Source organism: Bradyrhizobium sp. USDA 10063 (assembly GCF_054063735.1).
The window spans coordinates 8,349,564-8,373,072 of record NZ_JBSSGP010000002.1; the positions used below are offsets into that span (position 1 = coordinate 8,349,564).

Below are 23,509 nucleotides of genomic sequence, written 5' to 3' on the forward strand. Positions count from 1 at the left end.
CCTTGGTATTCGCCCAATCCTAACAAACCATCGGAATGCTCTGCCCGATGTCACCGCCAATCTGCTTCAGCAACACGCGAAATCTCTCACCAAGTCGCGCGTCCTTGAATTCACACATCGCAGCTTCGCGATCAAACCAAGTCTGCACATCAGGCGTCGACCGGCATACCTTTCTGCTCGCACCGGCCCGTAAACGTAGTCCCATAGAGCACCCCTTCATCCCGAATCAGGTGCTCCACAAAGAATCACAAGTGATTCTTCCGATTCAAGTTTCTGGCTCAGGCGCGCGTCTCAAAATCAGTAAATTTTGTGGGTAATCATAAGCCGGTGTAGTCGGTGTAGCCCGGTGTAGGGCGCAGGCCGGTTGGATCATTCCCGTTGCCAGCGCGTGAGCAGTCCTGGGTTTTTGACCTGCCACCGAACTTTCATCCAGCCCGGGGGCTGGCTTTCCATACCGAGCAAATTTTCAGATTTACCGGCAAGGGGCGGCGGCGCGAGCAACCCCTTTCGATTCAGGCCGCTGTGTTTCGATTTTGGTCTCAGATCCGTCCCAAACGAGCGGCACATCTCTATGGTTCTTACGGCGTTGGTGTACCGGCCATGTTCACATTGAGGGATCATTTTGTCGAAGGAAGAACTCGCCAGGGATGCGGCGGAGATATTTCGGTTGCTGCGCGCGTTCCGCGCCATCAAAGACCGAACGGTGAGGCGGCACGTCGTCGAGGTGATCGAAGCGATGGCGGAAAACCGCACGGCATCTAACGACAAAGCCGTCACCAAACGACCGGATTGATATCGCCGGTCGATCACCAAGATCAAGCGCCATCCGATCTGCTGTCCGTAACGGTACCGAGACTCATGGTCGACGTGGCGGCATAAGCAGGCCATTCGACGCCTAACGTTCGTTTCCAAAACGCCGGCAACGGCTGAATGTTGCCCTGCTCATCCAGTACGACAAGAATCTTATCGAGCCTAAAAGAGCGCTCCGCCCCATCTTCGTAGGAAAAGCAGTGCAATACCGGGACAAGACCGCGATCTACATGGGCCGAGATGAGCTTAACCAATCGCGGGCACGGCTGCCTGCCACCCTCATATTCGATATAGAATGGTGGCGTCTCCGTCAGCTTGTCGAAATTCGGAATAAAATTCTGTGCGCGGCTAAGCGCGTTGCCACTGACGACCGATTGAGATGGCCCATTTCGTTCGGGAGCGGCTTTCCAAGAAAGAAGCTCTGCAACGTCACGCTCGCGCTTTGGAGAGTCGGCCCATTGACGTAGCACTTTCCATTTCTGTGGACCAACGCAGTCGATCAAGGTCTGCAACGGTTCGGGATAGAGCGGATCTAGCTTGATGTTGCCTAAATCTGTCACCGTGGCATACGCTCCCGGTAGAGCTGGGATCGAAGTTCGAGAAGTCTCCTTACCTTGACCAGCTCGATACGCCCGCTCCATCTGTTCAACGAAGATGTCGTCGCGAGACTCTGGCAGGCTCACGATCCGGCAGCAAGGTGACGACCCGGCGCCTTTCCAGGTTGCAGATGATGCTGGCGTATCGGTGATTGCGCCGCCAGGCCCAGTCATCGATGCCAATGACCTTGAGAGGATCGGCCGGCGACCGGCTGCGGCGTCGGACCACACGCAGAAGCGTGTCCTTGCTTACTGGCAGCATTAGCCGTTTTGCAAAGCCCGCTGCCGGTCGACCGCCAAGCGCCAGACCCAAGTGATGGACGATAGAGTCCAGCCTCGCCGTGCGTCGCGCCGATGGGGCCAATATCCCGTCGGCGAAACGCTCAGTGAAGATCTGGCGTCCGCACAGGACGGCGTCGCAGCGGAAGCGGCGGGCGATCACCAGGAGCTCTACGACCCGCCCGGACAGTGGCAGATCGGTCACGCGTCGCCGATACCGGCTATGGATACGCCGCGAAACTGTCCCGCATGATGGATACAGCCGACACTTCCGGACGCCCGGACCGTGATGACGGCCTTATCGTCCTCGTAGCACGCACTCTCTACAACAAACCCACGCGGCACCAGACTGGAGCGGTGGAGTGCTTGCCGCATGGCGCTGATTCTCCTCCAATCAACGCGCCAGAGATCCCTCGAACTGCATCAAAAGTGAGTCAGAACCCCAATTGCACGCCGATCGGCCGTCCAATGTGGGTCTCAATGAACCCTCGCAGCGTCTCGGAAATTTCCCGGCCTTCCTCACCGACGCGCCGGGCCAGCTCAACCGCGACGTCTTCGGAGGCGTCACGCGACCACCCCTCGATGGGATTGAACGCCACCACGCGCAGCGGTTGTTCGTACTGGCCAGAGGTAGATCGCCGATGAGCGTCGGATAGTCGGTCTCGCCTTCGTCTGTCTCGCGCCGCGCTGGGCCGCTGCGGAACTCCTCCAACACGAGGTAGATGTCCCGGTCGAGCCGATCGGTCGGGATGATCGATGGCGAGGTACGCATACGCAACTACAGGTAGTGGGTCAGTTAGGGCGTTTGTTGGGTGGCTAGTCATTGCAGACTTTCCCGTCTGGACGCTTGACCAGTTCGAATGTGGCAACGTGGGTGCTTTCCGCCCAAGACTCTAATACCGCCCCGCAGACTTCACAGGATACGTGGCCGCTATGCGGCATTAAGCACGTCGGTTCGATGCGCTTATATTCAGCGCCGCACTCGCATCGCATACGTGTTATTTCCATTCTCGAAATATGCGCCCGGAACTACCCGTTTTCCAGCGTGGATAACTGCAACAATCAAACTGACCCACTACCCAACTCCATTCAGGATGGAGTTCAGCTATGTCATCGCCAACCGGAAGGCGAGTCAGGCGCCGGGCCTCAGTGCCGCCAGCCCTTTTCGTCGAAGGCCGTCGCGTAGCCCTTTGGAAGGCGCGGAGCTTCGCCGGGCTCCGGGACATTGCAGACCGGGCAGGGCGCGCCGGCTCCACCGCAGCCGCAAGCATGCTCGCCCTCCCATGCCCGCTTTGGGTGGTTCTCACAGACCCAGCCGCTGTCCTCCAACGCACTTCATGTTGTACACATAGGAATTTGCTGGGGGAATGCGAGTCGTTTACGTTGAGGGTGTCACGATTGGCTGGCAGGCCAACCCGTGACACCTCTGGTAGTCTTCGTGTCTCAGAACACGTAAGGTGTGGAAGCCCGACTATTGCGGCCTACGACACTGACCGCATCCGTTCGCTGATCCAGCATCAGTGCTCCGCGCCGCATATGTCTCGTCGCGGCATTTGATGGAGGGGGCAACGGCACCGTTCGGCCGAAGCTTTGGAAGGACAAAGTCATCGTCGCCCGCCGCAAGAGCCGAACAGCCTACACCGCCTCGACTATGTCACCTTCGAGGAGGACCAAGCCAACACGCTGCGCCTGCTCTTGGGCGGCATGACCCGCGACAAGTTGCGGAAAAGCAAAGCGTACGACGGGGTGGCGGGGCGTGGTTCCGTACGATTTTCCGGAAGGTGAAGTCTGACGCGGTCAGGTGCAAGCCGGCCAGGTCGGCCACATCGTGAAAACTGCCCGAGTGCGTTTACGACATGCCCATCTGTGGACGCCCCGGTGGATGCAAGAAGAATCTTTCGATCAGGTGTTGCGCGTAGTCGGGTGCTGACATCTGTCCGGCCTTTATTGCGACCGTCATATGTCGCGGGCCCGTATGGGAGTTCGCGGATCAGGTCCAAATCACAGCGGCGTACTTGGAAGCACCTGGGCATGTACTGGTTTTCCTGACCCCGTCTCATCGACTGTTGCGCCGTACCTTCCGTTTGACCTTCCTACCTCCTCGACGACCTCTGGTCGGGCGGACTAAGCGATTAAGCCGCTGCGACCGGAGCTTTGTAGACCCCACCGTTGACCATCAAAGCCCAAACGGTACGAGCCATCTTGTTGGCAAGAGCCACGGCGACAAGCATGGGCGGCTTACGAGCGAGCATGCGCTCCAGCCATCTCCCTTGCGATGCGCCGCGTCGGCGAGCCAGCTTCACCACCGCACTCGCCCCGATGATGAGGAGACGCCGCAGTGTTCGCTCACCCATTTTCGATATTTGGCCGAGCTTCTGTCTTCCACCAGTGGAACGTTGCAGCGGCGTCAACCCCAACCACGCGGCGAAATCCCGGCCACGTTTGAAGTTTTCAGGCTCAGGCGCCAGAGCCATCAGAGCTGTCGCCGTGATTGGGCCGATGCCAGGAACCGTCATAAGCCGTCGAGCAACTTCCTCTTCTCGGGCTCGTCGCGCGATCTCAATATCGAGCTGCTTGATTTGTTCTTCCAGCACCCCCAGCATCTTGACCAGGATATCGAGCGCCGGGTGTGCCGCCGTTGGCACGCTGCTCCCGGAAGCTTGCGCGTGCTCAACCAGCGCGGCGACATTGGACGCTCCCTTTGCAACGACCAGGCCGTATTCGGCGAGGTGACCTCGCAACGCGTTTATGATCTGAGTACGTTGCCGGACCAAAAGATCGCGAGCGCGAAACACGACCGCGCTCGCCTGCTGGTCCTCACTCTTGACGGCGGCAAAGCGCATGGTGGGGCGTTGGGCTGCTTCGCAAATCGCTTCTGCATCGGCCATATCGTTTTTCTGGCGCTTAACAAAGGGCTTTACATAGGACGGTGGAATCAGACGCACTGTGTGCCCCAGCTTGCCAATCTCACGAGCCCAGTGATGGGCGCTGGCGCAGGCTTCCATCGCTACCAGGCACGCAGGCTGCTCGGCAAAGAAAGCCAGCACTTTGTCACGACGCAGCTGTTTGCGGAAAACAACATCGCCGCCAGCGTCTGCGCCATGTGCCTGAAAAACATGTTTCGCCAAGTCTAGTCCAATCGTGCTAGCTTCGTTCACGGACGCCTCCTCTTTTGTGACGGTTCAACACCCTTCACTTTGGCACATCGATGCCGTCGAGGGGCGTCCACCCCATCACAGCAACAGCAGCAGCAGACAGAGTCTCTGGCAGCGTGATAGAAAGGGATCAGGAGCGGTCAGTTTTCAACTAACAAATCGGTTCAAGTGGTCCCGTTCCGCGGGTCCATTTCAGCCTACGGACAGGCAGGCAACAGAGCGCGTTTCAGATTATCGGCGTCATGCTGGGACTGGGCGGTTGGCGCCTCCGTCGTGAAGATGGAGCCGTCGGTCCAGAAGCGGTGAAGGATCGTCCCGATCTGGCGAGCCAATGCGATCATGGCGTGCTTCCGGCCGCGGCGGCGGGCCATCCGCGTCGCCCACGCATGTTCTCAGCCATGAAGACCGGCCGCGGTTCATCACGTCGAAATCGCTTTGGGCCTTTTCCACGACGACTAACAAGGCAGAGGTCAGCACAGTCGCGAGCAAGGTCGCGGTCACCGACATGGCAAGATAGAAATGATGGCGGCGCTGTGCGCGGCAAGCGTATCGTGCTTCTGCACGACGCCAGTGCCGGTCGACACGCACAGGAGCGACAAATGTGTAAGCAGGTTCCTTGCTGATATTCTCCACGCCATGATCCTGTAGGGGACCTCGGGCGAAGATCACGAAGCTGTCGCGGACAAGCAGGAGAACGGGAAGAGGGCGTGAGCATGGGGGCCCCGGCAGCGGTTTAGCCGTTCGGTGCAGGAGTGTGCGGCAAGCGGAATTCTGCCAGTTTGAGGCTTGTGATCGTTGTCTGGTTTCCGACATCCGCTCAAATCCTGTTTGGTTCAAAACAATCGGTCGGCTCGTCAGTTTTTCAAAGCTGATCAGAAGCTTAGAGAGCGAGGCCAGCGCTGGCACGGCGGTTGCTACTAGGATGCAGCAACACTGAGTGAGGGCTGAGTGCACGCAGACGCGCAAGACGAGCGATGCTCTCCTTCCCTTAAGCCGTGTGCCCGAAATAGCCCGTAACTTTTCGCAAATCGGTTCATGGAAACTAACATGTCTTCACTGAGACAAATCGCGTTCTACGGCAAGGGCGGCATCGGCAAGTCGACCACCTCGCAGAACACGCTGGCGGCGCTGGCCGAGATGGGTCACAAGATCCTGATTGTGGGCTGCGATCCCAAGGCGGACTCGACCCGCCTGATCCTGGACGCCAAGGCGCAGGACACGATCTTAAGCCTGGCGGCGAACGCCGGCAGCGTCGAGGACCTCGAAATCGAGGACGTGATGAAGGTCGGTTACAAGGACATCCGCTGCGTGGAGTCGGGGGGGGGCGGAGCCGGGCGTCGGCTGCGCCGGCCGCGGCGTCATAACCTCGATCAACTTCCTGGAGGCGCTGGCCAAGAAGCTCGGCACCCAGCTGATCTATTTCGTGCCGCGCGACAACGTCGTGCAGCACGCGGAGCTGCGCCGCATGACGGTGCTGGAATATGCGCCGGACTCCAAGCAGGCCGATCACTATCGCAATCTCGCGACCCGGATCCACAACAATGGCGGCAAGGGCATCATTCCGACCCCGATCACCATGGACGAGCTCGAGGACATGCTGATGGAGCATGGCATCATGAAGCCGGTTGACGAGTCCATCGTCGGCAAGACCGCCGCCGAACTCGCCGCCTCGTAACGTGCGCACCGACGGAGGCCGGCCTCACCAATGCTCATAAGGGAGGCCGGCGTTCCGGCGAAAGATCTCATGACCGGCGAAGCATGTGGCGAAGCATAATCGGCAGCAGCGGAAATTTCGCAAAACTTTGTCGGCGCGATTCCCGAGCAAGGTCCTGCTGGCCCGGTTATTTCCGGGCGTGCGCTTTTCGGCGTCAACGCGCGTGGGGTCCGACAAAGACGCCGAGAAATCGGCCGACAGGTTCGCTCTGCTCAAGTCGTGTTGGCGCCGCTCAGTGCGTGCTTCGGGATTGGTGAGGGAGGGAGCTATTATGAACGACGAGGCCAAATTTCTACGTCAATGTTCGTCGCGCGGCACTCGGGCGTGAGACTTCCGAGGCCAATAGAAGGTTTCAATAGAGGGATTCGCTGACTCTATCTCCGGTACAGTGATCTTGCCCTACGGCCGGGCGGCGGCCGGTCCCAATGAAACCAAACAGGAATCCTTAATGGGCACCGTTGCAGATCAATTCGTCCAGCTGCTTGCACGCGCCGGTGTTAAACGGGTTTACGGCATCGTAGGCGATAGCCTCAATGGCTTAACAGATGCCATTCGTCGACAAGACAAGATCGAGTGGATCCAGGTGCGCCACGAGGAAGTGGCCGCGCTTGCGGCGGGTGCGGAGGCCCATCTGACTGGTTCGCTCGCAGTGTGCGCGGGAAGTTGCGGACCAGGAAATTTGCACTTGATCAACGGATTGTTCGACTGTCACCGTTCGAAGGTCCCGGTACTCGCGATCGCCGCACACATTCCGTCGGCCGAGATCGGCAGCGGCTATTTTCAGGAGACGCATCCACAGACGCTGTTTGGGGAATGTAGTCATTATTGCGAGCTCGTGTCCGGCAGCGACCAGATGCCACGGGCACTTGAAGTCGCCATCCGTGAGGCGGTTGGCAAGCGTGGCGTCTCGGTCATCGTGATTCCGGGCGACGTGGCCTTGCAACCGGCGCTTGATAGGCCGCTGCCAAAACCTGCCGCCCTGCTGCCAGCTGCACCAATTGTCACTCCATCCCAAGAAGATCTCGACCGCTTGGCGGTGCTGCTCAACGGCAGCCGCCGCGTCACCATTCTTTGCGGTTCGGGATGTGCAGGTGCTCATAACGAATTGCTGGCACTGGGCGAACTCCTGAAGGCACCGATGGTGCACACCTTGCGTGGTAAGGAATATGTTGAGTGGGAGAATCCCTTCGATGTCGGCATGACCGGGTTGATCGGCTTTTCGTCTGGCTATTACGCTATGCGCGACTGCGACGTGCTTCTGATGCTCGGTACAGACTTCCCGTATCGACAGTTCTATCCCGATGGAGCTGGTGTTCGCATCGCACAGGTGGACATTCGGCCGGAGCACCTTGGCCGGCGAGCGGCTGTCGACCTGGCAATCGTCGGAGAAGCTCGGGCGACGCTTAATGCCTTGCTTCCGCTCCTTCAGAGAAAGCGCGATGAAGCGCATTTAGAACAAGCTCAGCGGCACTACGCCAGGTCGCGCAGAGAGCTCGATGAGCTGGCAGCGGGCAGCAGCCGCAAGAGCCTGATCCATCCACAACAGATCGCGAAGGCAGTGAGTGCGCGATCGACCAGGGATGCCATTTTCACATGCGACGTCGGCCTTCCGACGGTGTGGGCGGCGCGATATCTCGCCATGAACGGTCATCGCAGTCTCATTGGCTCCTTCTGGCATGGCTCCATGGCGAATGCGATGGCCCAGGCAATCGGTGCCCAGGCGGCTTCTCCCAGTCGTCAGGTGATCTCACTTTCCGGCGATGGCGGGTTCACCATGCTGATGGGCGATTTGCTCACGATCGCTCAGTACAAACTGCCGGTGAAGGTCGTTGTGTTCAACAACGGAGCATTGGGATTCACTGAGCTCGAGCAAAAGTCTACCGGATTTCTTGGTTTCGGGATCGAGCTAAAGAACCCGAATTTCGCAGCGATGGCTGACGCGATTGGAATTCGCGGCATCAGGATTGTCGATGCATCAGAAGTTGATGACGGGATCGCCGCCGCGTTTAGCCATGACGGACCTGTTCTGATCGATGCACTTGTCAACCGTACTGAGCTTGTGATGCCGCCATCGGTCACCGCAGAAATGGTCAAGGGATTCTCACTCTACACCATGAAAGCTATCATGAATGGTCGAACCGACGCAGTCATCGATCTCGCTAGCTCGAACCTTTGGCGCTAACATAGGAAGCTGCAATGAAAATCATGACCTTTCTCGCCCCGATCACCGGCGGCTCTATTGGACGCGTGAACGTGCCGGGCCTTGGCGGTCGATCAAACCGCTCATTTTGCCTATTCGCTGGTGGGATCGAGCATAGAAATCGTCGGATAGCTCTTGCGCACGGCAATAAAGCGAAGCGCGCACGTCTCTTTGCGGCCTGGCAAAGCGAATGGACGAGCGCGTGGACAGGCCGCAAGTTTCGGGAGCAGAGTTCCCCTTGAGCATTGAGCGTGGTGGCTCTGAACAACAATGGAAGCGAGTGCAGAAGCGGGAGAAGCACACAAGTCGCGGCTCGTGAGTTGTGAGGCGCTGTCATTTTTCTTGCTGGCCCAGGAGCTTTCCAGTTTTGCGATTTATAAAGTGAAGCTGCGAACAAGCAGGGCAAACAACGCCTCGAAATTCGTTTTCTGATGCGTCGTCAGCACCATCTAACCATTGCTGGATGATCATCTTGGTGATCGGGCAGGTGAAAGTGACGGCGCCCATATCGTTCCTGTGCTGTTGAGTGCTGGTCAAGTGCAGCATTGCCAAACCCTGTATGCCTAGTAGCCGGACCTCTTCAGCCGGAATAGCCTCGGCGCCGGGATACTTAACGACAATACGAATTCCTGATTAGCGGCGCTTTGTTCTCGCTCAAGCCAGCCAGGTTATTATGACGGCAGTCTACAGTCCAAGAATCGCTGCTCTCTGCGAGACATTCCGCGCATTCCGTTCGGTTAGGCCACGACGATTGCACAGCTTCGAAAGAACCCATGACCTCGGTGAAAGATGGCCTCGCGGACTCCTTGACGCAGAAAATCCACACGTCCGAACAAAGTAATTCGAACACAACAGCTATCGTATCACAAATTCACCCGAAAGCCGGCGCATGCTGATTTCAATCGACAAGATCGAGAGCCTTCGCGACGACGTCATGTCTCTCTTGCACGCAAATATGTTTAGCTTTGATCCAGGAGATTGGCATCTCCTTGATGCCTCGACCGCACCCTATGGAATGAGTTGTAGAACGGACGACTTACGACCTTGTTCTTGGGCAGCGTTCGCGGTCGAAGGTACAATGACGTGCTCGCGAACGACGATGGCAATGTGGGCGCCCAGCACGCTTCTTGGGTCGATGGTGGCTTTCTTGCCGCTCTGCGAGTATTGCGGAGCGGCAAATTCCGCAGGAGTGTTAATGGATACAAGAACAGTTGTGATCCTGCGACGTCCACGATCGACGATGTGTAACGCCGGCATTTATGCCGAACATTATTTCGTTGCAGCAATGCCGTTCGGCAGCCTGCCTGAACTATGCAGCTCGTTAGGGCAACAAGAGCGCAAGCCGGTGCGCGTCTGCTTAGTTTCGTTACGTTTTATTAGTTCGATCGCTTGTAGCCCAAGAAACGTTCTCTCTGCATAACCGGGGTTCAAATGCCAGTTACCCACGCGTTTCCCGTTCAATTGCATCAGCCCTTAGAAGTGCCGACTGGCGAGCATCTGGCTCACCAAGCTCACGGTCTATTCGGAGCTCATCCGTTCGCTGCCGAGCTGTCCAAAGATCAGGTTGGCAGCCTACTGCCTGAATTCTTTGCGATGTCACAAGCGTTCCCCCATCTGCAAGCGGGATCGCAAAAGGATCTCATATTCGACGCAATACACCGCAATCGAGAGCTTCCCAGGGACGTTGAGCTGACCAGTGTCGTCGCAAATTTCATATGCTGGGATGAGACGGGAGGTCATAGACAGGTTCTCCATGGCGGCAACGCCGCGCTACCCAATATTTTAGATACGGAAAACTTCCACTCAAAGCTGTTTAGAAAGGATGCATCGCGGCTGCTTGGCCGAGTGATCCAGCCCAACTACAGCGCCTCGACGTGCCGGTACCTGCGTGCACTGTATCGTGGCTTGTCGTCGACCGACGCCGTAGTTCGCTGCGCCTATATGGTTGCGTTTGAGCTACATGCTGCGGACATGATCCAAGCACTTTGGACCACCCTGGCCAAAGCGTTTGATGTTCAATTGGACGATCTTGAGTATTTTCGAGTCCATGTGGGAGGCGAGGACCCCGCAGAGAAATATCACGGAGAGATGACAAGCCGCCTCATCGAAGAACTGGTCCCTGCTGGTAGCGGTATGCGTTTCTTAGATGAGTTCAACGGCGCGTATCGTCTCAGCTTAGAGTGGTGCCGCAGTCTGATCCCAGTTGCTCCGCTTGACGGAGATGGCTGGCCGGAGGTCGAACACAGTGGCAGCTGTCACTGTGGTGGTGTCAAGTTTTACGTCCGAGCGCCAGCAGCCATTTCTGCAGTCAAATGCAATTGCTCAATCTGCCAAATGTCGGGTTTTTTGCACATGCTCGTTCCTGCCGAGAAGCTCAAGGTCGAACGTGGCGAAGAATTCCTCACTTCGTATCAATTCAACAAGAACATCGCGAGGCACACGTTTTGTCGGGTTTGCGGCGTAAAGCCATTTTATCGGCCGCGCTCCAATCCGTCAGGATTCAGCGTAAATGTCCGATGCCTCGACGAGACGACGATCGAAAGCATAAGAATAGACGAGTTCGATGGCAAGAACTGGGAGCAGGCGATCCACTCGCTTGAGCCGGATGAGAGTGAAAGGCGCGAACAATGAGCGATCAACGTACTTTGTCGTCAGAAGAGGCCCTAGCGAACTACCGCGCAGAGTTGAGAGATAAAGGGACGGTGCTACTTCCCCCTGAGACGCTGTTTACCCTGGATGAGCTGGCTAGGATCGATGAGCTGCAGTCCGATATTCCCGAAGAAGAGGTTCGAGAGGGTGATGCTGATGACTCTCACAACGTTTTTGTAAAGCGACTTCGAGCAAGTCGCCCCGGCTACCATCCTAGCAACGTGAATGGTATTGCATCGGAGCAAATCATTGACCTGATCGAAAGGACAGAGCGGATCTCTAAGCTTAGCAAGATCTTCGGAGAGGCACCAGAGTACGTCATTCGTCGATGCCAGATGCATCGGATGGTGTCTGGGTCCTTTGTTGGTATCCATTTGGACGCTGAAAGCGATCCTGACTTCGAATATTCCGTGATTGTTCAGCTCGCGAAAGATTTCGAGGGCGGTGAATTCGTCGTATATCCAAACGAACGTGAAAACCAGGTGTTTCGCCCGATGTTGGGAGCCGTCCTTATCACAACGTGCAAGTTCCGCCACGAGGTAACTCCGGTGCGGAGCGGGGAGCGCCGGTCACTGGTCTATTTTTGTTCAAGGCACCGTGGTGCGAATCGTCGGAAGATCGAAAAACCCGCCGTTGACGCATAAGGTCGGCTCGCTAGGAGCAACGAACGATCTCAGCTTCCATCAAAACGGGGACCATCGCTACTCGGCGTCGACGAAATGGTCCAGTTCTCTATGACTGTCATCTTCACGCAGCAGGAGTTTGGGCGATTTCGCTGGCTGTATCTGGGACGTCGGGTCACGGGAATTTCGAAGTGCGCCGGAGCTCAAGTCCAGCCGCTCGCTTCTATCCTCGCCGATCCGGTGCAACTCGCTCCGGCAGCAGGGACAGGTCTTGTCCTCGATGTCAACCACGACCTCGATCCGCGGCAGGTGCCTCGGCAAGGCACCACGGTTGCCGCAGCGCTTGTGAGCCCGCGCCTCCCGGACTTCAGGGGTGCTCACGTCCTGCGCCGTTTCACTGTACGCGGCGACCTGCTCGACGCCTTCCAGACCCAGCAACATCTGATCTTCAGGCAGCGTCTCTGCTCGTCGGCCAAACAGATGTCGCTGCAATTCCTTGATGATCTGACGCAGCCGTTCGCTCTTACGGCGCTCGGCCAGCAGCATCGCTTTCAGCGTCTCAAGATCGTCGGGCGGGGCGTCGCTCACGCTCAATTCAGTCCATTTTTGACGCCATCTGGCGACGCGTTCGATTCTCCTGACTCACTTTGCCGCAGCGCTGCCAATAACGGACGAGATGGACAGGCGGCTTGTCGTGGACGAACAAAACTCGTCGATGTGGTCGCACCCACTGACGATAAGGAGGTCGCTCGGCTTCTTGGTGATCTTGCATCGGCTCCGCGTGGGCTTGGCGAGGACGAGGACTTTCGGATCTCGATCGCGCTCAGGAAAAAACGCGCTCTTGTTCTGGAAAGGACGTTGGTACAAGCCACAGGCGACAACGGCCATGACGCACATTCTCAAACCGCAGATTGGCAGACTGCCGAACGGCATCAATCTTTAGCTTCGAGAATGAGTCTTTCTGCCTCAAGCGGACAGCCGCGCTTGGACTTCGAGCGCCTCCGTCGCGATCGAGGAGTTTGAAGGCACCGCGTGCTCGTGCTCGAGCGGTTCGATCGCCGTTGGACCGGCGATAATCGTGAGCGTCATTCGGCGACCACGCACTGAGGGCTGATTTGGTCGGCTAGGAAGATCTCGTGGATTGGTTCGTCACGAGGTCACCATGTCAAAAGATAGTTGTAAGGATGGCGATAAGGATAGGCATGCGCGTATCCTTGAGGACGGCTCCGACACGCTGCAGCGCGTCGAGATCATCACGGGGACCGGCCGACGACGGCGCTGGTCGACCGATGCGAAAGCGGCGATTGTCGCGGAGAGTTTCGCGCCGGGTGCAAGTGCTTCCGGGGTGGCGGGGCGACACGACATCAGCCCGAGCCTGTTGTTTCTTTGGCGTCGTCAGGCAACGCGGGCGAAGCTCGCGGAGCGCAGGGATGAAGGCGTGCCATCAGGCTTTGTGCCGGTCGCGATCACGGGCTGCGGGGGCAAATTGCCGCCATGCGAGGAGCGGGGGGCGATTGAGATCGACGTCGGCGTGGTTCGCATCCGTGTCGTGGGAACGGTCGACCGGCGAGCACTCTGCGAGGTGCTTGCGGCAGTCGGAACGGTTGGCCGATGATCGGGCTCCGCGCTGGGTTATCGATCTGGATCGTGACGCAGCCGGTCGATTTCCGTCGCGGCATGGACTCGCTGGCGATGCTGGTGAGCGAGGCGTTTGGAGCCAATCCGTTCGACGGCGGGCTGTGGGTGTTTCGCTCCAAGCGCCGAGATCGCTTGAAGATCCTGACCTGGGACGGAAGCGGCCTTGTTCTTTACTACAAGAGAATCGAAGGGCAGTTCAGCTGGCCGCCAATCAAGGAAGGCGTCATGCCGCTATCTCATGCTCAGCTCTCGGTGCTGCTCGACGGCTCGGACTGGAAGCGTGTGCCGATGCGGGTTGTGGATCAACCAACACGAGCTGGTTGATCATCATCAAGAGTAGTTCGGCATTCATGCAGAGCTGTAGTAGAACGCGCTGCATGATTGATTTGCCTTCCGATCCAGCATTGCTCCGTACTCATCCGAGGGCGGCCGCCTTGCAGAGGTTGGCTATCGCATGATTACAGGCAGTATGGACACCATATCGACTGCCAATAATGCGAAAGTTATGGAGATCGTCGACACAGGACGGCGCCGACGGTTCAGCATTGAAGCGAAGCAGCGGATTGTGGAGGAGAGTTATTGCTGTGGCGATCCTGTTTCTGTCGTTGCTCGCCGCCACGGACTTTTTCCTGGTCAACTGTTCGGGTGGCGACGCCTGGCGCGGCAGGGCACTCTTGCAGCGCTGAACGCCAAAGATGGCGATTACGGGTTTGTCGCGGCGCTGATTGAGCCGGAGCCAACGAGAAGCGAAGGGAGCCGTGACGACGCTCGCTGCGAGCAGACTGTTGGACGGATGGAGATCGTGCTCGGCAGCGGTGTTCGTCTGATCGTTGGCGTGGATGTCGATACCGCCGCTTTGTCGCGCGTCTTGAGAGTGCTGGAGGGGCGATGATCCCGATTCCGACGGGCGTTCGTGTCTGGCTTGCCACCGGCTACACCGACATGCGGTGCGGCTTTCCGAGTTTGGCTCTCCGCGTGCAGGAAGTGCTCAAGCAAAATCCGCTCGGCGGGAATCTTTTTTGCTTCAGGGGGAAGCGCGGCGATCTTTTGAAGGTCATTTGGCACGATGGCCAGGGGGCATGTCTGTTTACAAAAAGACTCGAGAGAGGAAGGTTCGTCTGGCCTTCGGTGGCAGGCGAAGCAGTGACGATCTCTCCGGCGCAATTGAGCTATCTCTTGTCCGGAATCGACTGGCGCAATCCTCAAGAAACGTGGCGTCCAACGCGAGTTGGATAGCGATTTGCGGTTGAACTTGCCAGCAAATATGATTCATTGGCTTCATGAGTCTGAAGCCGGATGATCTTCCCTTGGACCTTGCCAGCGCCCAGGCCGCACTGCTGGTCGAACGTGAATCGTTGCGGGCTGAACGCGAAGCGCGGCTGAAGGTTGAGGTTGAGCGCGATGCGGCCGTGGCCCAAGCCGCCAAGGTACAGGTCGAGGCCATCAATTGGCAGGTCGAAGCCGCCAGTGCGCAGGCGAAGCTGTCCGACACCGAAGCGTTGATCGCGCATCTGCAGCTCACGATCGAGAAGCTGAAACGAGAGTTGCACGGGCCGCGCTCCGAACGCACGGCACGGCTGATCGAGCAGCTGGAGCTGCAGCTGGAAGACCTGGTGACGTCAGCGACCGAGGATGAGCTCGCAGCACAGGCCGCGGCGGCGAAAACCCAGACCGTGCGCGCCTTCACGCGCAAGCGACCGATCCGCAAGCCCTGGCCGGATGACATCGAACGCGAGCGCGTCGTCATCGATCCCCCGGCCGCCTGCGCCTGCTGCGGCGGATCGCGGCTGTCGAAGCTGGGCGAGGATGTGACCCGGACATTGGAAGCGATCCCGCGCCGTTACAAGCTGATCGAGACGGTGCGCGAGAAGTTCACCTGTCGGGATTGCGAGGCGATCACGCAGCCGCCGGCGCCGTTCCACGCCACGCCGCGCGGCTTCATCGGTCCCAGTCTGTTGGCGATGATCCTCGTCGATAAATTTAACCAGCATCTGCCACTCAATCGTCAGAGCACGCGCTTCAAGTGCGAAGGGATCGACCTGTCGACGCAAACGCTGGCCGATCAGGTCGGCTACGGAACCTTCGCCGTCATGCCGCTCTTCGAGCTGATCAAGAGCCATGTGTTCGCCGCCGAGCGGCTTCACGGTGAGGACACCACCATCCGCATTCTGGCGAAGAGCAAGTGCACGACCGGACGGATCTGGACCTACGTGCGTGACGATCGTCCCTTCGGTGGCACCGCGCCGCCGGCGGCGGTCTATTACGCCTCCGGCGACCGGCGGGGTGAGCACCCGCAGAAACATCTGGCGCTGTTCAACGGCATCCTGCAGGCGGATTGCTATAACGGCTTCGAGCCACTGTTCGATCCGAAGAAAAAAGTGTTGCCGATCACGCCGGGATTTTGCCTTGCGCATGCGAGACGGAAGTTCTTCGAGCTGGCCGACATCGGAAAAAATGCGCGGGAGGGCAAGAAAGGCAAGCCGATCTCCCCGATGGCGCTGGAGGCCGTCAAGCGCCTCGATGCACTCTTCGCCATCGAGCGCGAGATCAACGGCCTGACCGCCGCCGAGCGAGTTGCCGTGCGACAGCAAAAGAGCAAGCCGCTGTTCGATGAGATGCACGAGTGGTTGACCACGGAACGCGCTACTCTCTCTCGCGCCTCCGAGGTCCGCGGGCCGATCGATTACATGCTCAAGCGCTGGACCGACTTCGCCCGCTTCCTCGATGACGGCAGAATCTGCCTGACCAACAACGCGGCGGAAAGAGCGCTGCGTGGTATCGCTCTTGGACGACGTAACTGGACCTTTGCCGGCTCTCAGCGCGGTGCTGACCGTGCCGCCGTCATGCTGACACTCATCACAACCGCACGCCTCAATGACGTTGACCCGCAAGCCTGGCTCGCCGACATCCTCGCGCGCATCGCCGATCTGCCTGCTTCGCGCCTGCACGAGCTGCTTCCCTGGGAATGGAAAAGGCTGCGCGAGGTCGAAAAGCCCGCCGATCAGCGGCCCGTCGCAGCCTGAACTGTCCTCCATCATAACGCAGTCACGACTGCTCGCGCGAGAGACCGTTACGCGGCCTTCCTCTGATGCGTACGCCCGCTGCGCCGCCGGCAGACCACGGATACGGTCTTCGATGGCATAGAACATCGCAATCCGTTGCAGCGCTTCCGCGGCAATCGGCGACTTCGTCGCGACGTGAACATCCCAGAACTTCCGCCGCGCATGCGCGAAGCAGAATGCCAGTTGCACCAGACGGCCGCCGTTCTTGATCAGACCCTTGTAGGCGGCATAGCCGTCGACCTGCAGGATGCCCTGGTAGTCTCCGAACAGCTGTTTGGCGCGGATCGCCTTGCGATCCTCGGCAAATACGCAGACCACCGCCGGCGGTGCCGGGCCGTCCCACGGGCGGTCATCGGTGGCGAACATCTGTTCCTGCCGATACAGCGGCAGCTGGTAGCCGTATTTCATCACCGCGATGTGGGCCAGTAAGGCTTCCGTCACCATCCCGCCGTCGACCGCCTGGGCCGGCGCGGGTGTCTGCAGCACACCCTGGCGGCATCCCCGGCAACCATAGCGCGGACGCACGATGCGCTTGACCCGGTATTGCATCGGAACGACGTCGAAGGCTTCCTTGACGGTCTCCCCGATCTTGTGCAGCCGCTCGCCGCAGCAGGGGCAGATATGGCTCTCGATATCGATCACGACGTCGATGCGCGGCAAATGCTCCGGAAGCATCCCCCAGTTGCGTCGCGCCGGTCGCTTTCCACGGCCTTCCGCTCCATCAGGCCAGCCTGCCTCCGGTCACGTCGTCGTTGGCATCAGCCGCCTGCGCCGTGATGGTGAAGAGAGACAGCTGTCCGGGATCCAGTGTCTCGGACCGGGGACCGAAGATCGTGCGCTTGTACTGCGACAGGATCACCAGGAGCTTATCGTTCTCCTGGATCGCAGCATCGCGCTGGGCGATCGCTGCATCACGCTCAGCCGCCAGCGTGCTGCATTCCGCCGACAACACGGCAAGCCGTGACGACAGCGCCGTCACGGCTTGCTGGAGCAATGTACGCATCAGAGGAAGGCCGCGTAACGGTCTCTCGCGCGAGCAGTCGTGACTGCGTTATGATGGAGGACAGTTCAGGCTGCGACGGGCCGCTGATCGGCGGGCTTTTCGACCTCGCGCAGCCTTTTCCATTCCCAGGGAAGCAGCTCGTGCAGGCGCGAAGCAGGCAGATCGGCGATGCGCGCGAGGATGTCGGCGAGCCAGGCTTGCGGGTCAACGTCATTGAGGCGTGCGGTTGTGATGAGTGTCAGCATGACGGCGGCACGGTCAGCACCGCGCGCTGAGAGCCGGCAAAGGTCCAGTTACGTCGTCCAAGAGCGATACCACGCAGCGCTCTTTCCGCCGCGTTGTTGGTCAGGCAGATTCTGCCGTCATCGAGGAAGCGGGCGAAGTCGGTCCAGCGCTTGAGCATGTAATCGATCGGCCCGCGGACCTCGGAGGCGCGAGAGAGAGTAGCGCGTTCCGTGGTCAACCACTCGTGCATCTCATCGAACAGCGGCTTGCTCTTTTGCTGTCGCACGGCAACTCGCTCGGCGGCGGTCAGGCCGTTGATCTCGCGCTCGATGGCGAAGAGTGCATCGAGGCGCTTGACGGCCTCCAGCGCCATCGGGGAGATCGGCTTGCCTTTCTTGCCCTCCCGCGCATTTTTTCCGATGTCGGCCAGCTCGAAGAACTTCCGTCTCGCATGCGCAAGGCAAAATCCCGGCGTGATCGGCAACACTTTTTTCTTCGGATCGAACAGTGGCTCGAAGCCGTTATAGCAATCCGCCTGCAGGATGCCGTTGAACAGCGCCAGATGTTTCTGCGGGTGCTCACCCCGCCGGTCGCCGGAGGCGTAATAGACCGCCGCCGGCGGCGCGGTGCCACCGAAGGGACGATCGTCACGCACGTAGGTCCAGATCCGTCCGGTCGTGCACTTGCTCTTCGCCAGAATGCGGATGGTGGTGTCCTCACCGTGAAGCCGCTCGGCGGCGAACACATGGCTCTTGATCAGCTCGAAGAGCGGCATGACGGCGAAGGTTCCGTAGCCGACCTGATCGGCCAGCGTTTGCGTCGACAGGTCGATCCCTTCGCACTTGAAGCGCGTGCTCTGACGATTGAGTGGCAGATGCTGGTTAAATTTATCGACGAGGATCATCGCCAACAGACTGGGACCGATGAAGCCGCGCGGCGTGGCGTGGAACGGCGCCGGCGGCTGCGTGATCGCCTCGCAATCCCGACAGGTGAACTTCTCGCGCACCGTCTCGATCAGCTTGTAACGGCGCGGGATCGCTTCCAATGTCCGGGTCACATCCTCGCCCAGCTTCGACAGCCGCGATCCGCCGCAGCAGGCGCAGGCGGCCGGGGGATCGATGACGACGCGCTCGCGTTCGATGTCATCCGGCCAGGGCTTGCGGATCGGTCGCTTGCGCGTGAAGGCGCGCACGGTCTGGGTTTTCGCCGCCGCGGCCTGTGCTGCGAGCTCATCCTCGGTCGCTGACGTCACCAGGTCTTCCAGCTGCAGCTCCAGCTGCTCGATCAGCCGTGCCGTGCGTTCGGAGCGCGGCCCGTGCAACTCTCGTTTCAGCTTCTCGATCGTGAGCTGCAGATGCGCGATCAACGCTTCGGTGTCGGACAGCTTCGCCTGCGCACTGGCGGCTTCGACCTGCCAATTGATGGCCTCGACCTGTACCTTGGCGGCTTGGGCCACGGCCGCATCGCGCTCAACCTCAACCTTCAGCCGCGCTTCGCGTTCAGCCCGCAACGATTCACGTTCGACCAGCAGTGCGGCCTGGGCGCTGGCAAGGTCCAAGGGAAGATCATCCGGCTTCAGACTCATGAAGCCAATGAATCATATTTGCTGGCAAGTTCAACCGCAAATCGCTATCCAACTCGCGTTGGACGCCACGTTTCTTGAGGATTGCGCCAGTCGATTCCGGACAAGAGATAGCTCAATTGCGCCGGAGAGATCGTCACTGCTTCGCCTGCCACCGAAGGCCAGACGAACCTTCCTCTCTCGAGTCTTTTTGTAAACAGACATGCCCCCTGGCCATCGTGCCAAATGACCTTCAAAAGATCGCCGCGCTTCCCCCTGAAGCAAAAAAGATTCCCGCCGAGCGGATTTTGCTTGAGCACTTCCTGCACGCGGAGAGCCAAACTCGGAAAGCCGCACCGCATGTCGGTGTAGCCGGTGGCAAGCCAGACACGAACGCCCGTCGGAATCGGGATCATCGCCCCTCCAGCACTCTCAAGACGCGCGACAAAGCGGCGGTATCGACATCCACGCCAACGATCAGACGAACACCGCTGCCGAGCACGATCTCCATCCGTCCAACAGTCTGCTCGCAGCGAGCGTCGTCACGGCTCCCTTCGCTTCTCGTTGGCTCCGGCTCAATCAGCGCCGCGACAAACCCGTAATCGCCATCTTTGGCGTTCAGCGCTGCAAGAGTGCCCTGCCGCGCCAGGCGTCGCCACCCGAACAGTTGACCAGGAAAAAGTCCGTGGCGGCGAGCAACGACAGAAACAGGATCGCCACAGCAATAACTCTCCTCCACAATCCGCTGCTTCGCTTCAATGCTGAACCGTCGGCGCCGTCCTGTGTCGACGATCTCCATAACTTTCGCATTATTGGCAGTCGATATGGTGTCCATACTGCCTGTAATCATGCGATAGCCAACCTCTGCAAGGCGGCCGCCCTCGGATGAGTACCAGCGGGCTGCGGTTCGGCAAACCGAAACCAGGCCGCTGATCGAGCACCTCAAGGCCTGGCTTGAGGCACGACTGCTGGAAGTCTCGAAGAAGTCTGGCCTTGGCAAAGCCATTCGCTACACCCTCAACCATTGGGAAGGCCTGACGCGCTTCATCGATGACGGGTGCATCGAGATCGACAACCATACGGTCGAACGCACCATCAAGCCGATAGGGTTAGGAAAGAAGAACTATTTGTTTGCGGGCAGTGAAGGCGGCGCCGAGACCTGGGCCATTCTCGCGTCGATCATCAACTCGGCCAAGCTGCAAGACATCGACCCGCGGCATTATCTGACCGACGTTCTCGAGCGCATCGTCTCCGGACGCACCAAGATCAATCAGCTGCACACATTGCTGCTGTGGACATGGAGGGCCGAGCGCGATGGTCTGGAGACAAAGCTCGCCGCCTGATCAATTTGACGGCAGGGCGTCGGGAACTTCCTGCGCGTCGCTGGTGTCGTCATAGATCTCTTCGCGGATCACGCGCAGCGTCACCTCGTGCAGATAGACTTGCAGCGCCCTCTCCAGCTCGGTGAACTCCGGCAGCAGGATCTTGTCAACGAAGCCCCGTGACGCGCGGATCATCACCGTGTTGCGTCGCTGGCGGTGGTAACGAAACGGCCGCAGCCCGTATCGACGGCAAAGCGCCAGAAACAGTTGCCGCGACCATTGGTCGGGAAGTGAGAACTGCTGCTCGATCGGTGGATCGTGGCGCGCGAGCTCCTCGACCCGGGCACGCACCCGCTGCAGTGCGGCTTCCGCCGCCAAGCGCTCACCAGCAGTTCCTGCACCCGCGAACAACGCCTCGATCTTCCGAAGCTTCTCGCGCAGCTGCGACTCGCTGGTCATTGTGATCCCCGTCGCCCCCTTCAAACCGGGAGCATCCAATCATCGCCCAGCGGCAGCGTCAATCACCCCGATCGGGCAATCCAAAGCATTCCGCACGCCAGCACCCGGACTGGATAAAACCTGGGGGCAAGGTCAGCACGCGCAGTTTCGGGGCGCTTCAACCGGGCGAGTTGTTCCTATTCAAACTGCATGCACCAAACAAGTTCATCATTGGCGGTGGCATTTTCGGTCACGCATCAATCGCGCCGCTTTCATTGGCCTGGGGTGCCTTTGGCCTGAAGAACGGCGCCTCCAGCCGATCTGAAATGCGGGCACGAATCGCGAGCTATCGTCGCGACGCGTTCGCTCTGGGCGACCGACAGGATCGCGTCATTTGGCTGCCGAATTCCATCCCAGCCGTTCTTCTGGCCGAGGGACCTCTGGCTGTCCGTCCCAGAGCGCTGGTCGCCCGTCGACGACAACGGGGCCTCGAGGTAAGGGTGTCTCCGTGAGCCGCTGCCTCGGCTAGGCATGAAGTTTAGGATTTCAGAATGCGGGCGCCGCCTGGGCGTGGTGCTCTCGCAGCCGCGCGACCAGGCAACTGCCATCCGACAGGGGCAGAAGGAGCTCATCCTTCGATGCGTCCTTTAGCTTGACAGGGCCCTGATCCATCTCCAGCAGACATTTGTTCGACCACGGCCGGGCGACAACTAGTATCCGTTTGCCAGATTGCAAGCGCATCGTCGGGAATAGCGAGGCTCAAGTTCGTAACTCTAAATCAATGGGCTGAAGAAGCATCTATCTTGGAGAGGCTCAACCTTGCGCTCTGATCGAATCAGAGCATCCTCAACAGTCGATGCTCCAAACTTCGGGCCGCCAGCCTGTCGCGCGTGATGAGGGCACACTCTGCTGTGCCTGCCTCTTCATCGGCGGCAAGCGGTATCACCCCATCCTTGTGTCCTCTATCGAATAGAACTCCTTCATTGGCGAAATGATCGATCGCTGATCGGAGCGAGTTTACCCGGACATTCCGGACAGATGAGATCACATAAGAATTGGAATAGTCGGGTCCCAGCAAGCGTACAGCAATGCTGTGTAGGACGGAACCGCCTCCCCACCGACCGTTCGCTTCATTGAACAGCAGGCGTCCGTCGGTGGTGACAATGGCGTCGATATTGATCATTCCGCGGTATCCCAACGTCCGCGCCAGCTCTACAAATCGATAGGCGTATGCGTAGGCGGTCGAGTGCTCCTCGTTGCTCAGGTCGCTTGGAAGCTCTAATCCAGTCCAGACGAGAGCTCTTTCGAATCGATCTTCGCTCCGACGCAGACGTATGTTCCCACTGTTGACGTATGCAATTGAACCGTTTTCCTCGATCTCAAACTCAAGGTAGAATAGAGAACGAGCCAGGTGGTACGATTCGACGACCACCGCTTTACATGAAGGGGTTGTTATCTCCGACCAAAGCGCATCAGGATCGAACGCCGTCCAAAGGACTCGCCGGGTTTCTCTTGCCCCAGGTAGGGGAACGCTCTCCTTGCCGGTTAGTATAATATTTCCAACTCCGCCCGCTCCATTGTCCAGCTTGACAATTACCCTGCCGGTTTCGGACCTCAGGGAACTGATCGCTCTAAATAGCTCGTCCGAGCTTGTTGCTACGCATCCACTGGGCAGTGGAAGTGCCGCACTGGTTGCCAATTGGCGGAAATGGCTCTTGCGGTTCAATAGATCAGGCCCTCGCTGTAGAGCGAACTCGTATCCCGCCAGCGGTATGCCGAGCATCGCGGCTAAGCGCGCAACGCCTTCGCTAAAATAGCAAGGACACAGTCTCCAATCTGTTTTCGAAATGATATGGCGGCCGATTCGTCCAGCGGTTGTATTGGACTGCAAAGCGGAATCACTAAGGACCGTTGCATCGTGAGCTTTTTCGGGCGCGTGGACTACTAGGGTCGAAGGGTCAAACCTAAGGGTCGCTCCAACGAAGGATAGCAGGTCCGTTGGGATGGCCACCGGAGAGACTATTAGATCACCCTCTTGTGCAAACCAGACGGAGCGCCAAGCCGACTTGGCAGCAAGCGAAAGTTGAATTGCGGTCAGATCGGCGCCCGACATTTGGGCGGTACCGGCATTCATAATGAGGATCCGCGGCATCAACGACCTCCGAGGTATTTGGCGTTATTGGACGGAAGGCGCCATCCCCACAACTCGCAGGAGCGTGTTCATGTAGAGGAGT

24 protein-coding genes and 5 pseudogenes are annotated in these 23,509 nt (G+C 58.9%); 12 read left to right on the plus strand and 17 right to left on the minus strand.

Annotated features, from left to right (window positions below; genetic code table 11):
* Positions 1-19: 19 nt before the first annotated feature.
* The 7 genes and pseudogenes from ACVJGD_RS41050 to ACVJGD_RS41080 all read right to left on the minus strand — a co-directional run bounded on the left by ACVJGD_RS41050 (position 20) and on the right by ACVJGD_RS41080 (position 5,181).
* Positions 20-220 carry a transposase DNA-binding-containing protein gene (locus ACVJGD_RS41050; protein ID WP_456639437.1) on the minus strand — a complete coding sequence of 67 codons (201 nt, stop codon included), beginning with the start codon at positions 218-220 and terminating at the stop codon, positions 20-22.
* A gap of 149 nt (positions 221-369) precedes the next feature.
* The gene (locus tag ACVJGD_RS41055) at positions 370-819 is read right to left on the minus strand and encodes a hypothetical protein (protein ID WP_456639438.1); all 450 of its coding nucleotides are present in this window, start codon (positions 817-819) and stop codon (positions 370-372) included.
* Positions 816-1,370, minus strand: coding sequence for a hypothetical protein (locus ACVJGD_RS41060; protein ID WP_456639439.1), 555 nt, complete (start codon positions 1,368-1,370; stop codon positions 816-818). Before ACVJGD_RS41060 ends, ACVJGD_RS41055 begins: the two co-directional genes overlap by 4 nt.
* Positions 1,371-1,482: 112 nt before the next feature.
* A pseudogene (locus ACVJGD_RS41065) lies at positions 1,483-2,060 on the minus strand (transposase family protein); the annotation flags it as partial.
* 59 nt (positions 2,061-2,119) lie between these two features.
* Positions 2,120-2,287, minus strand: a complete 168-nt coding sequence (locus ACVJGD_RS41070) for a hypothetical protein (protein ID WP_456639440.1) — start codon at positions 2,285-2,287, stop codon at positions 2,120-2,122.
* Between the two features lie 1,530 nt (positions 2,288-3,817).
* Positions 3,818-4,843 (minus strand): IS110 family RNA-guided transposase, encoded by a 1,026-nt coding sequence (locus ACVJGD_RS41075; protein ID WP_456639441.1) that lies wholly within the window; start codon positions 4,841-4,843, stop codon positions 3,818-3,820.
* Positions 4,844-5,037: 194 nt separating this feature from the next.
* Positions 5,038-5,181: a hypothetical protein gene (locus ACVJGD_RS41080; RefSeq protein WP_456639442.1), complete on the minus strand. Its 144-nt coding sequence runs from the start codon at positions 5,179-5,181 to the stop codon at positions 5,038-5,040.
* Between the two features lie 706 nt (positions 5,182-5,887).
* Here ACVJGD_RS41080 and ACVJGD_RS41085 point away from each other — a divergent pair.
* From ACVJGD_RS41085 to ACVJGD_RS41095, 3 genes and pseudogenes are all read left to right on the plus strand, one after another.
* Positions 5,888-6,515, plus strand: a pseudogene (locus ACVJGD_RS41085) (AAA family ATPase).
* Between the two features lie 487 nt (positions 6,516-7,002).
* On the plus strand, positions 7,003-8,736 hold the full coding sequence (poxB, locus tag ACVJGD_RS41090; RefSeq protein WP_456639443.1) for a ubiquinone-dependent pyruvate dehydrogenase: 1,734 nt from the start codon (positions 7,003-7,005) through the stop codon (positions 8,734-8,736).
* Between the two features lie 14 nt (positions 8,737-8,750).
* The gene (locus ACVJGD_RS41095) at positions 8,751-8,996 is read left to right on the plus strand and encodes a hypothetical protein (RefSeq protein ID WP_456639444.1); all 246 of its coding nucleotides are present in this window, start codon (positions 8,751-8,753) and stop codon (positions 8,994-8,996) included.
* A 91-nt stretch (positions 8,997-9,087) separates the two neighbouring features.
* Here the strand turns inward: ACVJGD_RS41095 and ACVJGD_RS41100 are convergent, their stop codons facing one another.
* Positions 9,088-9,300 carry a hypothetical protein gene (locus tag ACVJGD_RS41100; RefSeq protein ID WP_456639445.1) on the minus strand — a complete coding sequence of 71 codons (213 nt, stop codon included), beginning with the start codon at positions 9,298-9,300 and terminating at the stop codon, positions 9,088-9,090.
* An 885-nt stretch (positions 9,301-10,185) separates the two neighbouring features.
* On the opposite strand from ACVJGD_RS41100, the gene ACVJGD_RS41105 reads away from it, so the two are divergent.
* Positions 10,186-11,385: a GFA family protein gene (locus tag ACVJGD_RS41105; protein ID WP_456639446.1), complete on the plus strand. Its 1,200-nt coding sequence runs from the start codon at positions 10,186-10,188 to the stop codon at positions 11,383-11,385.
* Positions 11,382-12,047: a 2OG-Fe(II) oxygenase gene (locus ACVJGD_RS41110; RefSeq protein ID WP_456639447.1), complete on the plus strand. Its 666-nt coding sequence runs from the start codon at positions 11,382-11,384 to the stop codon at positions 12,045-12,047. Before ACVJGD_RS41105 ends, ACVJGD_RS41110 begins: the two co-directional genes overlap by 4 nt.
* 128 nt (positions 12,048-12,175) lie before the next feature.
* Here ACVJGD_RS41110 and ACVJGD_RS41115 read toward each other — a convergent pair.
* Both ACVJGD_RS41115 and ACVJGD_RS41120 read right to left on the minus strand, forming a co-directional pair.
* Positions 12,176-12,572 (minus strand): annotated as a pseudogene (locus ACVJGD_RS41115) (IS66 family transposase); the annotation flags it as partial.
* Positions 12,573-12,668: 96 nt separating this feature from the next.
* Positions 12,669-12,914, minus strand: a complete 246-nt coding sequence (locus ACVJGD_RS41120; protein ID WP_456639448.1) for a hypothetical protein — start codon at positions 12,912-12,914, stop codon at positions 12,669-12,671.
* Positions 12,915-13,188: 274 nt separating this feature from the next.
* Between ACVJGD_RS41120 and tnpA (ACVJGD_RS41125) the strand changes: the two genes are divergently transcribed.
* From tnpA (ACVJGD_RS41125) to tnpC (ACVJGD_RS41145), 5 genes are all read left to right on the plus strand, one after another.
* Entirely contained in the window at positions 13,189-13,641 is a 453-nt protein-coding gene (tnpA, locus tag ACVJGD_RS41125) for an IS66-like element accessory protein TnpA (RefSeq protein ID WP_456639449.1), read from the plus strand.
* A complete protein-coding gene (gene tnpB / locus ACVJGD_RS41130) occupies positions 13,638-13,988 on the plus strand; it encodes an IS66 family insertion sequence element accessory protein TnpB (RefSeq protein WP_456639450.1) in 351 nt (116 codons plus the stop codon). Before tnpA (ACVJGD_RS41125) ends, tnpB (ACVJGD_RS41130) begins: the two co-directional genes overlap by 4 nt.
* Positions 13,989-14,133: 145 nt before the next feature.
* Positions 14,134-14,556, plus strand: coding sequence for an IS66-like element accessory protein TnpA (gene tnpA, locus ACVJGD_RS41135; RefSeq protein WP_456636252.1), 423 nt, complete (start codon positions 14,134-14,136; stop codon positions 14,554-14,556).
* Positions 14,553-14,900: an IS66 family insertion sequence element accessory protein TnpB gene (tnpB, locus tag ACVJGD_RS41140; protein WP_456632751.1), complete on the plus strand. Its 348-nt coding sequence runs from the start codon at positions 14,553-14,555 to the stop codon at positions 14,898-14,900. The genes tnpA (ACVJGD_RS41135) and tnpB (ACVJGD_RS41140) overlap by 4 nt, the downstream gene beginning before the upstream one ends.
* A 44-nt stretch (positions 14,901-14,944) precedes the next feature.
* Positions 14,945-16,687, plus strand: coding sequence for an IS66 family transposase (gene tnpC / locus ACVJGD_RS41145; RefSeq protein ID WP_456639451.1), 1,743 nt, complete (start codon positions 14,945-14,947; stop codon positions 16,685-16,687).
* Positions 16,688-16,807: 120 nt separating this feature from the next.
* Here tnpC (ACVJGD_RS41145) and ACVJGD_RS41150 read toward each other — a convergent pair.
* The 5 genes and pseudogenes from ACVJGD_RS41150 to tnpA (ACVJGD_RS41170) form a co-directional block, all read right to left on the minus strand.
* Positions 16,808-17,401: pseudogene (locus ACVJGD_RS41150) on the minus strand (IS66 family transposase); the annotation flags it as partial.
* Positions 17,402-17,447: 46 nt separating this feature from the next.
* Entirely contained in the window at positions 17,448-17,729 is a 282-nt protein-coding gene (locus tag ACVJGD_RS41155) for a transposase domain-containing protein (RefSeq protein ID WP_456639452.1), read from the minus strand.
* Between the two features lie 65 nt (positions 17,730-17,794).
* A protein-coding gene (gene tnpC, locus ACVJGD_RS41160; RefSeq protein ID WP_456639451.1) for an IS66 family transposase occupies positions 17,795-19,539 on the minus strand; the annotation gives its coding sequence in 2 pieces (ribosomal slippage) (positions 17,795-17,998 and positions 18,001-19,539; 1,743 coding nt in all).
* 44 nt (positions 19,540-19,583) lie between these two features.
* Positions 19,584-19,931: an IS66 family insertion sequence element accessory protein TnpB gene (tnpB, locus tag ACVJGD_RS41165; RefSeq protein ID WP_456632751.1), complete on the minus strand. Its 348-nt coding sequence runs from the start codon at positions 19,929-19,931 to the stop codon at positions 19,584-19,586.
* Positions 19,928-20,350, minus strand: a complete 423-nt coding sequence (gene tnpA / locus ACVJGD_RS41170) for an IS66-like element accessory protein TnpA (protein WP_456636252.1) — start codon at positions 20,348-20,350, stop codon at positions 19,928-19,930. The genes tnpB (ACVJGD_RS41165) and tnpA (ACVJGD_RS41170) overlap by 4 nt, the downstream gene beginning before the upstream one ends.
* Before the next feature lie 61 nt (positions 20,351-20,411).
* Here tnpA (ACVJGD_RS41170) and ACVJGD_RS41175 point away from each other — a divergent pair.
* Positions 20,412-20,660 (plus strand): annotated as a pseudogene (locus ACVJGD_RS41175) (IS66 family transposase); the annotation flags it as partial.
* Entirely contained in the window at positions 20,643-20,858 is a 216-nt protein-coding gene (locus ACVJGD_RS41180; protein WP_456640550.1) for a transposase domain-containing protein, read from the plus strand. The pseudogene ACVJGD_RS41175 and the gene ACVJGD_RS41180, both read left to right, overlap by 18 nt.
* Here the strand turns inward: ACVJGD_RS41180 and ACVJGD_RS41185 are convergent, their stop codons facing one another.
* On the minus strand, positions 20,859-21,296 hold the full coding sequence (locus tag ACVJGD_RS41185) for a hypothetical protein (protein WP_456639453.1): 438 nt from the start codon (positions 21,294-21,296) through the stop codon (positions 20,859-20,861).
* Between the two features lie 814 nt (positions 21,297-22,110).
* Positions 22,111-23,427: a preATP grasp domain-containing protein gene (locus ACVJGD_RS41190; RefSeq protein ID WP_456639454.1), complete on the minus strand. Its 1,317-nt coding sequence runs from the start codon at positions 23,425-23,427 to the stop codon at positions 22,111-22,113.
* Between the last annotated feature and the right edge of the window lie 82 nt (positions 23,428-23,509).

Bases quoted from the DNA above. Each gene is read 5' to 3' on its own strand.
- ACVJGD_RS41050 (WP_456639437.1), bottom strand. From the start codon at position 220: ATGAAGGGGTGCTCTATGGGACTACGTTTACGGGCCGGTGCGAGCAGA.
- ACVJGD_RS41080 (WP_456639442.1), bottom strand. From the start codon at position 5,181: ATGATCGCATTGGCTCGCCAGATCGGGACGATCCTTCACCGCTTCTGG.
- poxB (WP_456639443.1), top strand. From the start codon at position 7,003: ATGGGCACCGTTGCAGATCAATTCGTCCAGCTGCTTGCACGCGCCGGT.
- ACVJGD_RS41095 (WP_456639444.1), top strand. From the start codon at position 8,751: ATGAAAATCATGACCTTTCTCGCCCCGATCACCGGCGGCTCTATTGGA.
- ACVJGD_RS41100 (WP_456639445.1), bottom strand. From the start codon at position 9,300: ATGCTGCACTTGACCAGCACTCAACAGCACAGGAACGATATGGGCGCC.
- ACVJGD_RS41105 (WP_456639446.1), top strand. From the start codon at position 10,186: ATGCCAGTTACCCACGCGTTTCCCGTTCAATTGCATCAGCCCTTAGAA.
- ACVJGD_RS41110 (WP_456639447.1), top strand. From the start codon at position 11,382: ATGAGCGATCAACGTACTTTGTCGTCAGAAGAGGCCCTAGCGAACTAC.
- ACVJGD_RS41120 (WP_456639448.1), bottom strand. From the start codon at position 12,914: ATGGCCGTTGTCGCCTGTGGCTTGTACCAACGTCCTTTCCAGAACAAG.
- tnpA (WP_456639449.1), top strand. From the start codon at position 13,189: ATGTCAAAAGATAGTTGTAAGGATGGCGATAAGGATAGGCATGCGCGT.
- tnpB (WP_456639450.1), top strand. From the start codon at position 13,638: ATGATCGGGCTCCGCGCTGGGTTATCGATCTGGATCGTGACGCAGCCG.
- tnpA (WP_456636252.1), top strand. From the start codon at position 14,134: ATGGACACCATATCGACTGCCAATAATGCGAAAGTTATGGAGATCGTC.
- tnpB (WP_456632751.1), top strand. From the start codon at position 14,553: ATGATCCCGATTCCGACGGGCGTTCGTGTCTGGCTTGCCACCGGCTAC.
- tnpC (WP_456639451.1), top strand. From the start codon at position 14,945: ATGAGTCTGAAGCCGGATGATCTTCCCTTGGACCTTGCCAGCGCCCAG.
- ACVJGD_RS41155 (WP_456639452.1), bottom strand. From the start codon at position 17,729: ATGCGTACATTGCTCCAGCAAGCCGTGACGGCGCTGTCGTCACGGCTT.
- tnpB (WP_456632751.1), bottom strand. From the start codon at position 19,931: ATGATCCCGATTCCGACGGGCGTTCGTGTCTGGCTTGCCACCGGCTAC.
- tnpA (WP_456636252.1), bottom strand. From the start codon at position 20,350: ATGGACACCATATCGACTGCCAATAATGCGAAAGTTATGGAGATCGTC.
- ACVJGD_RS41185 (WP_456639453.1), bottom strand. From the start codon at position 21,296: ATGACCAGCGAGTCGCAGCTGCGCGAGAAGCTTCGGAAGATCGAGGCG.
- ACVJGD_RS41190 (WP_456639454.1), bottom strand. From the start codon at position 23,427: ATGCCGCGGATCCTCATTATGAATGCCGGTACCGCCCAAATGTCGGGC.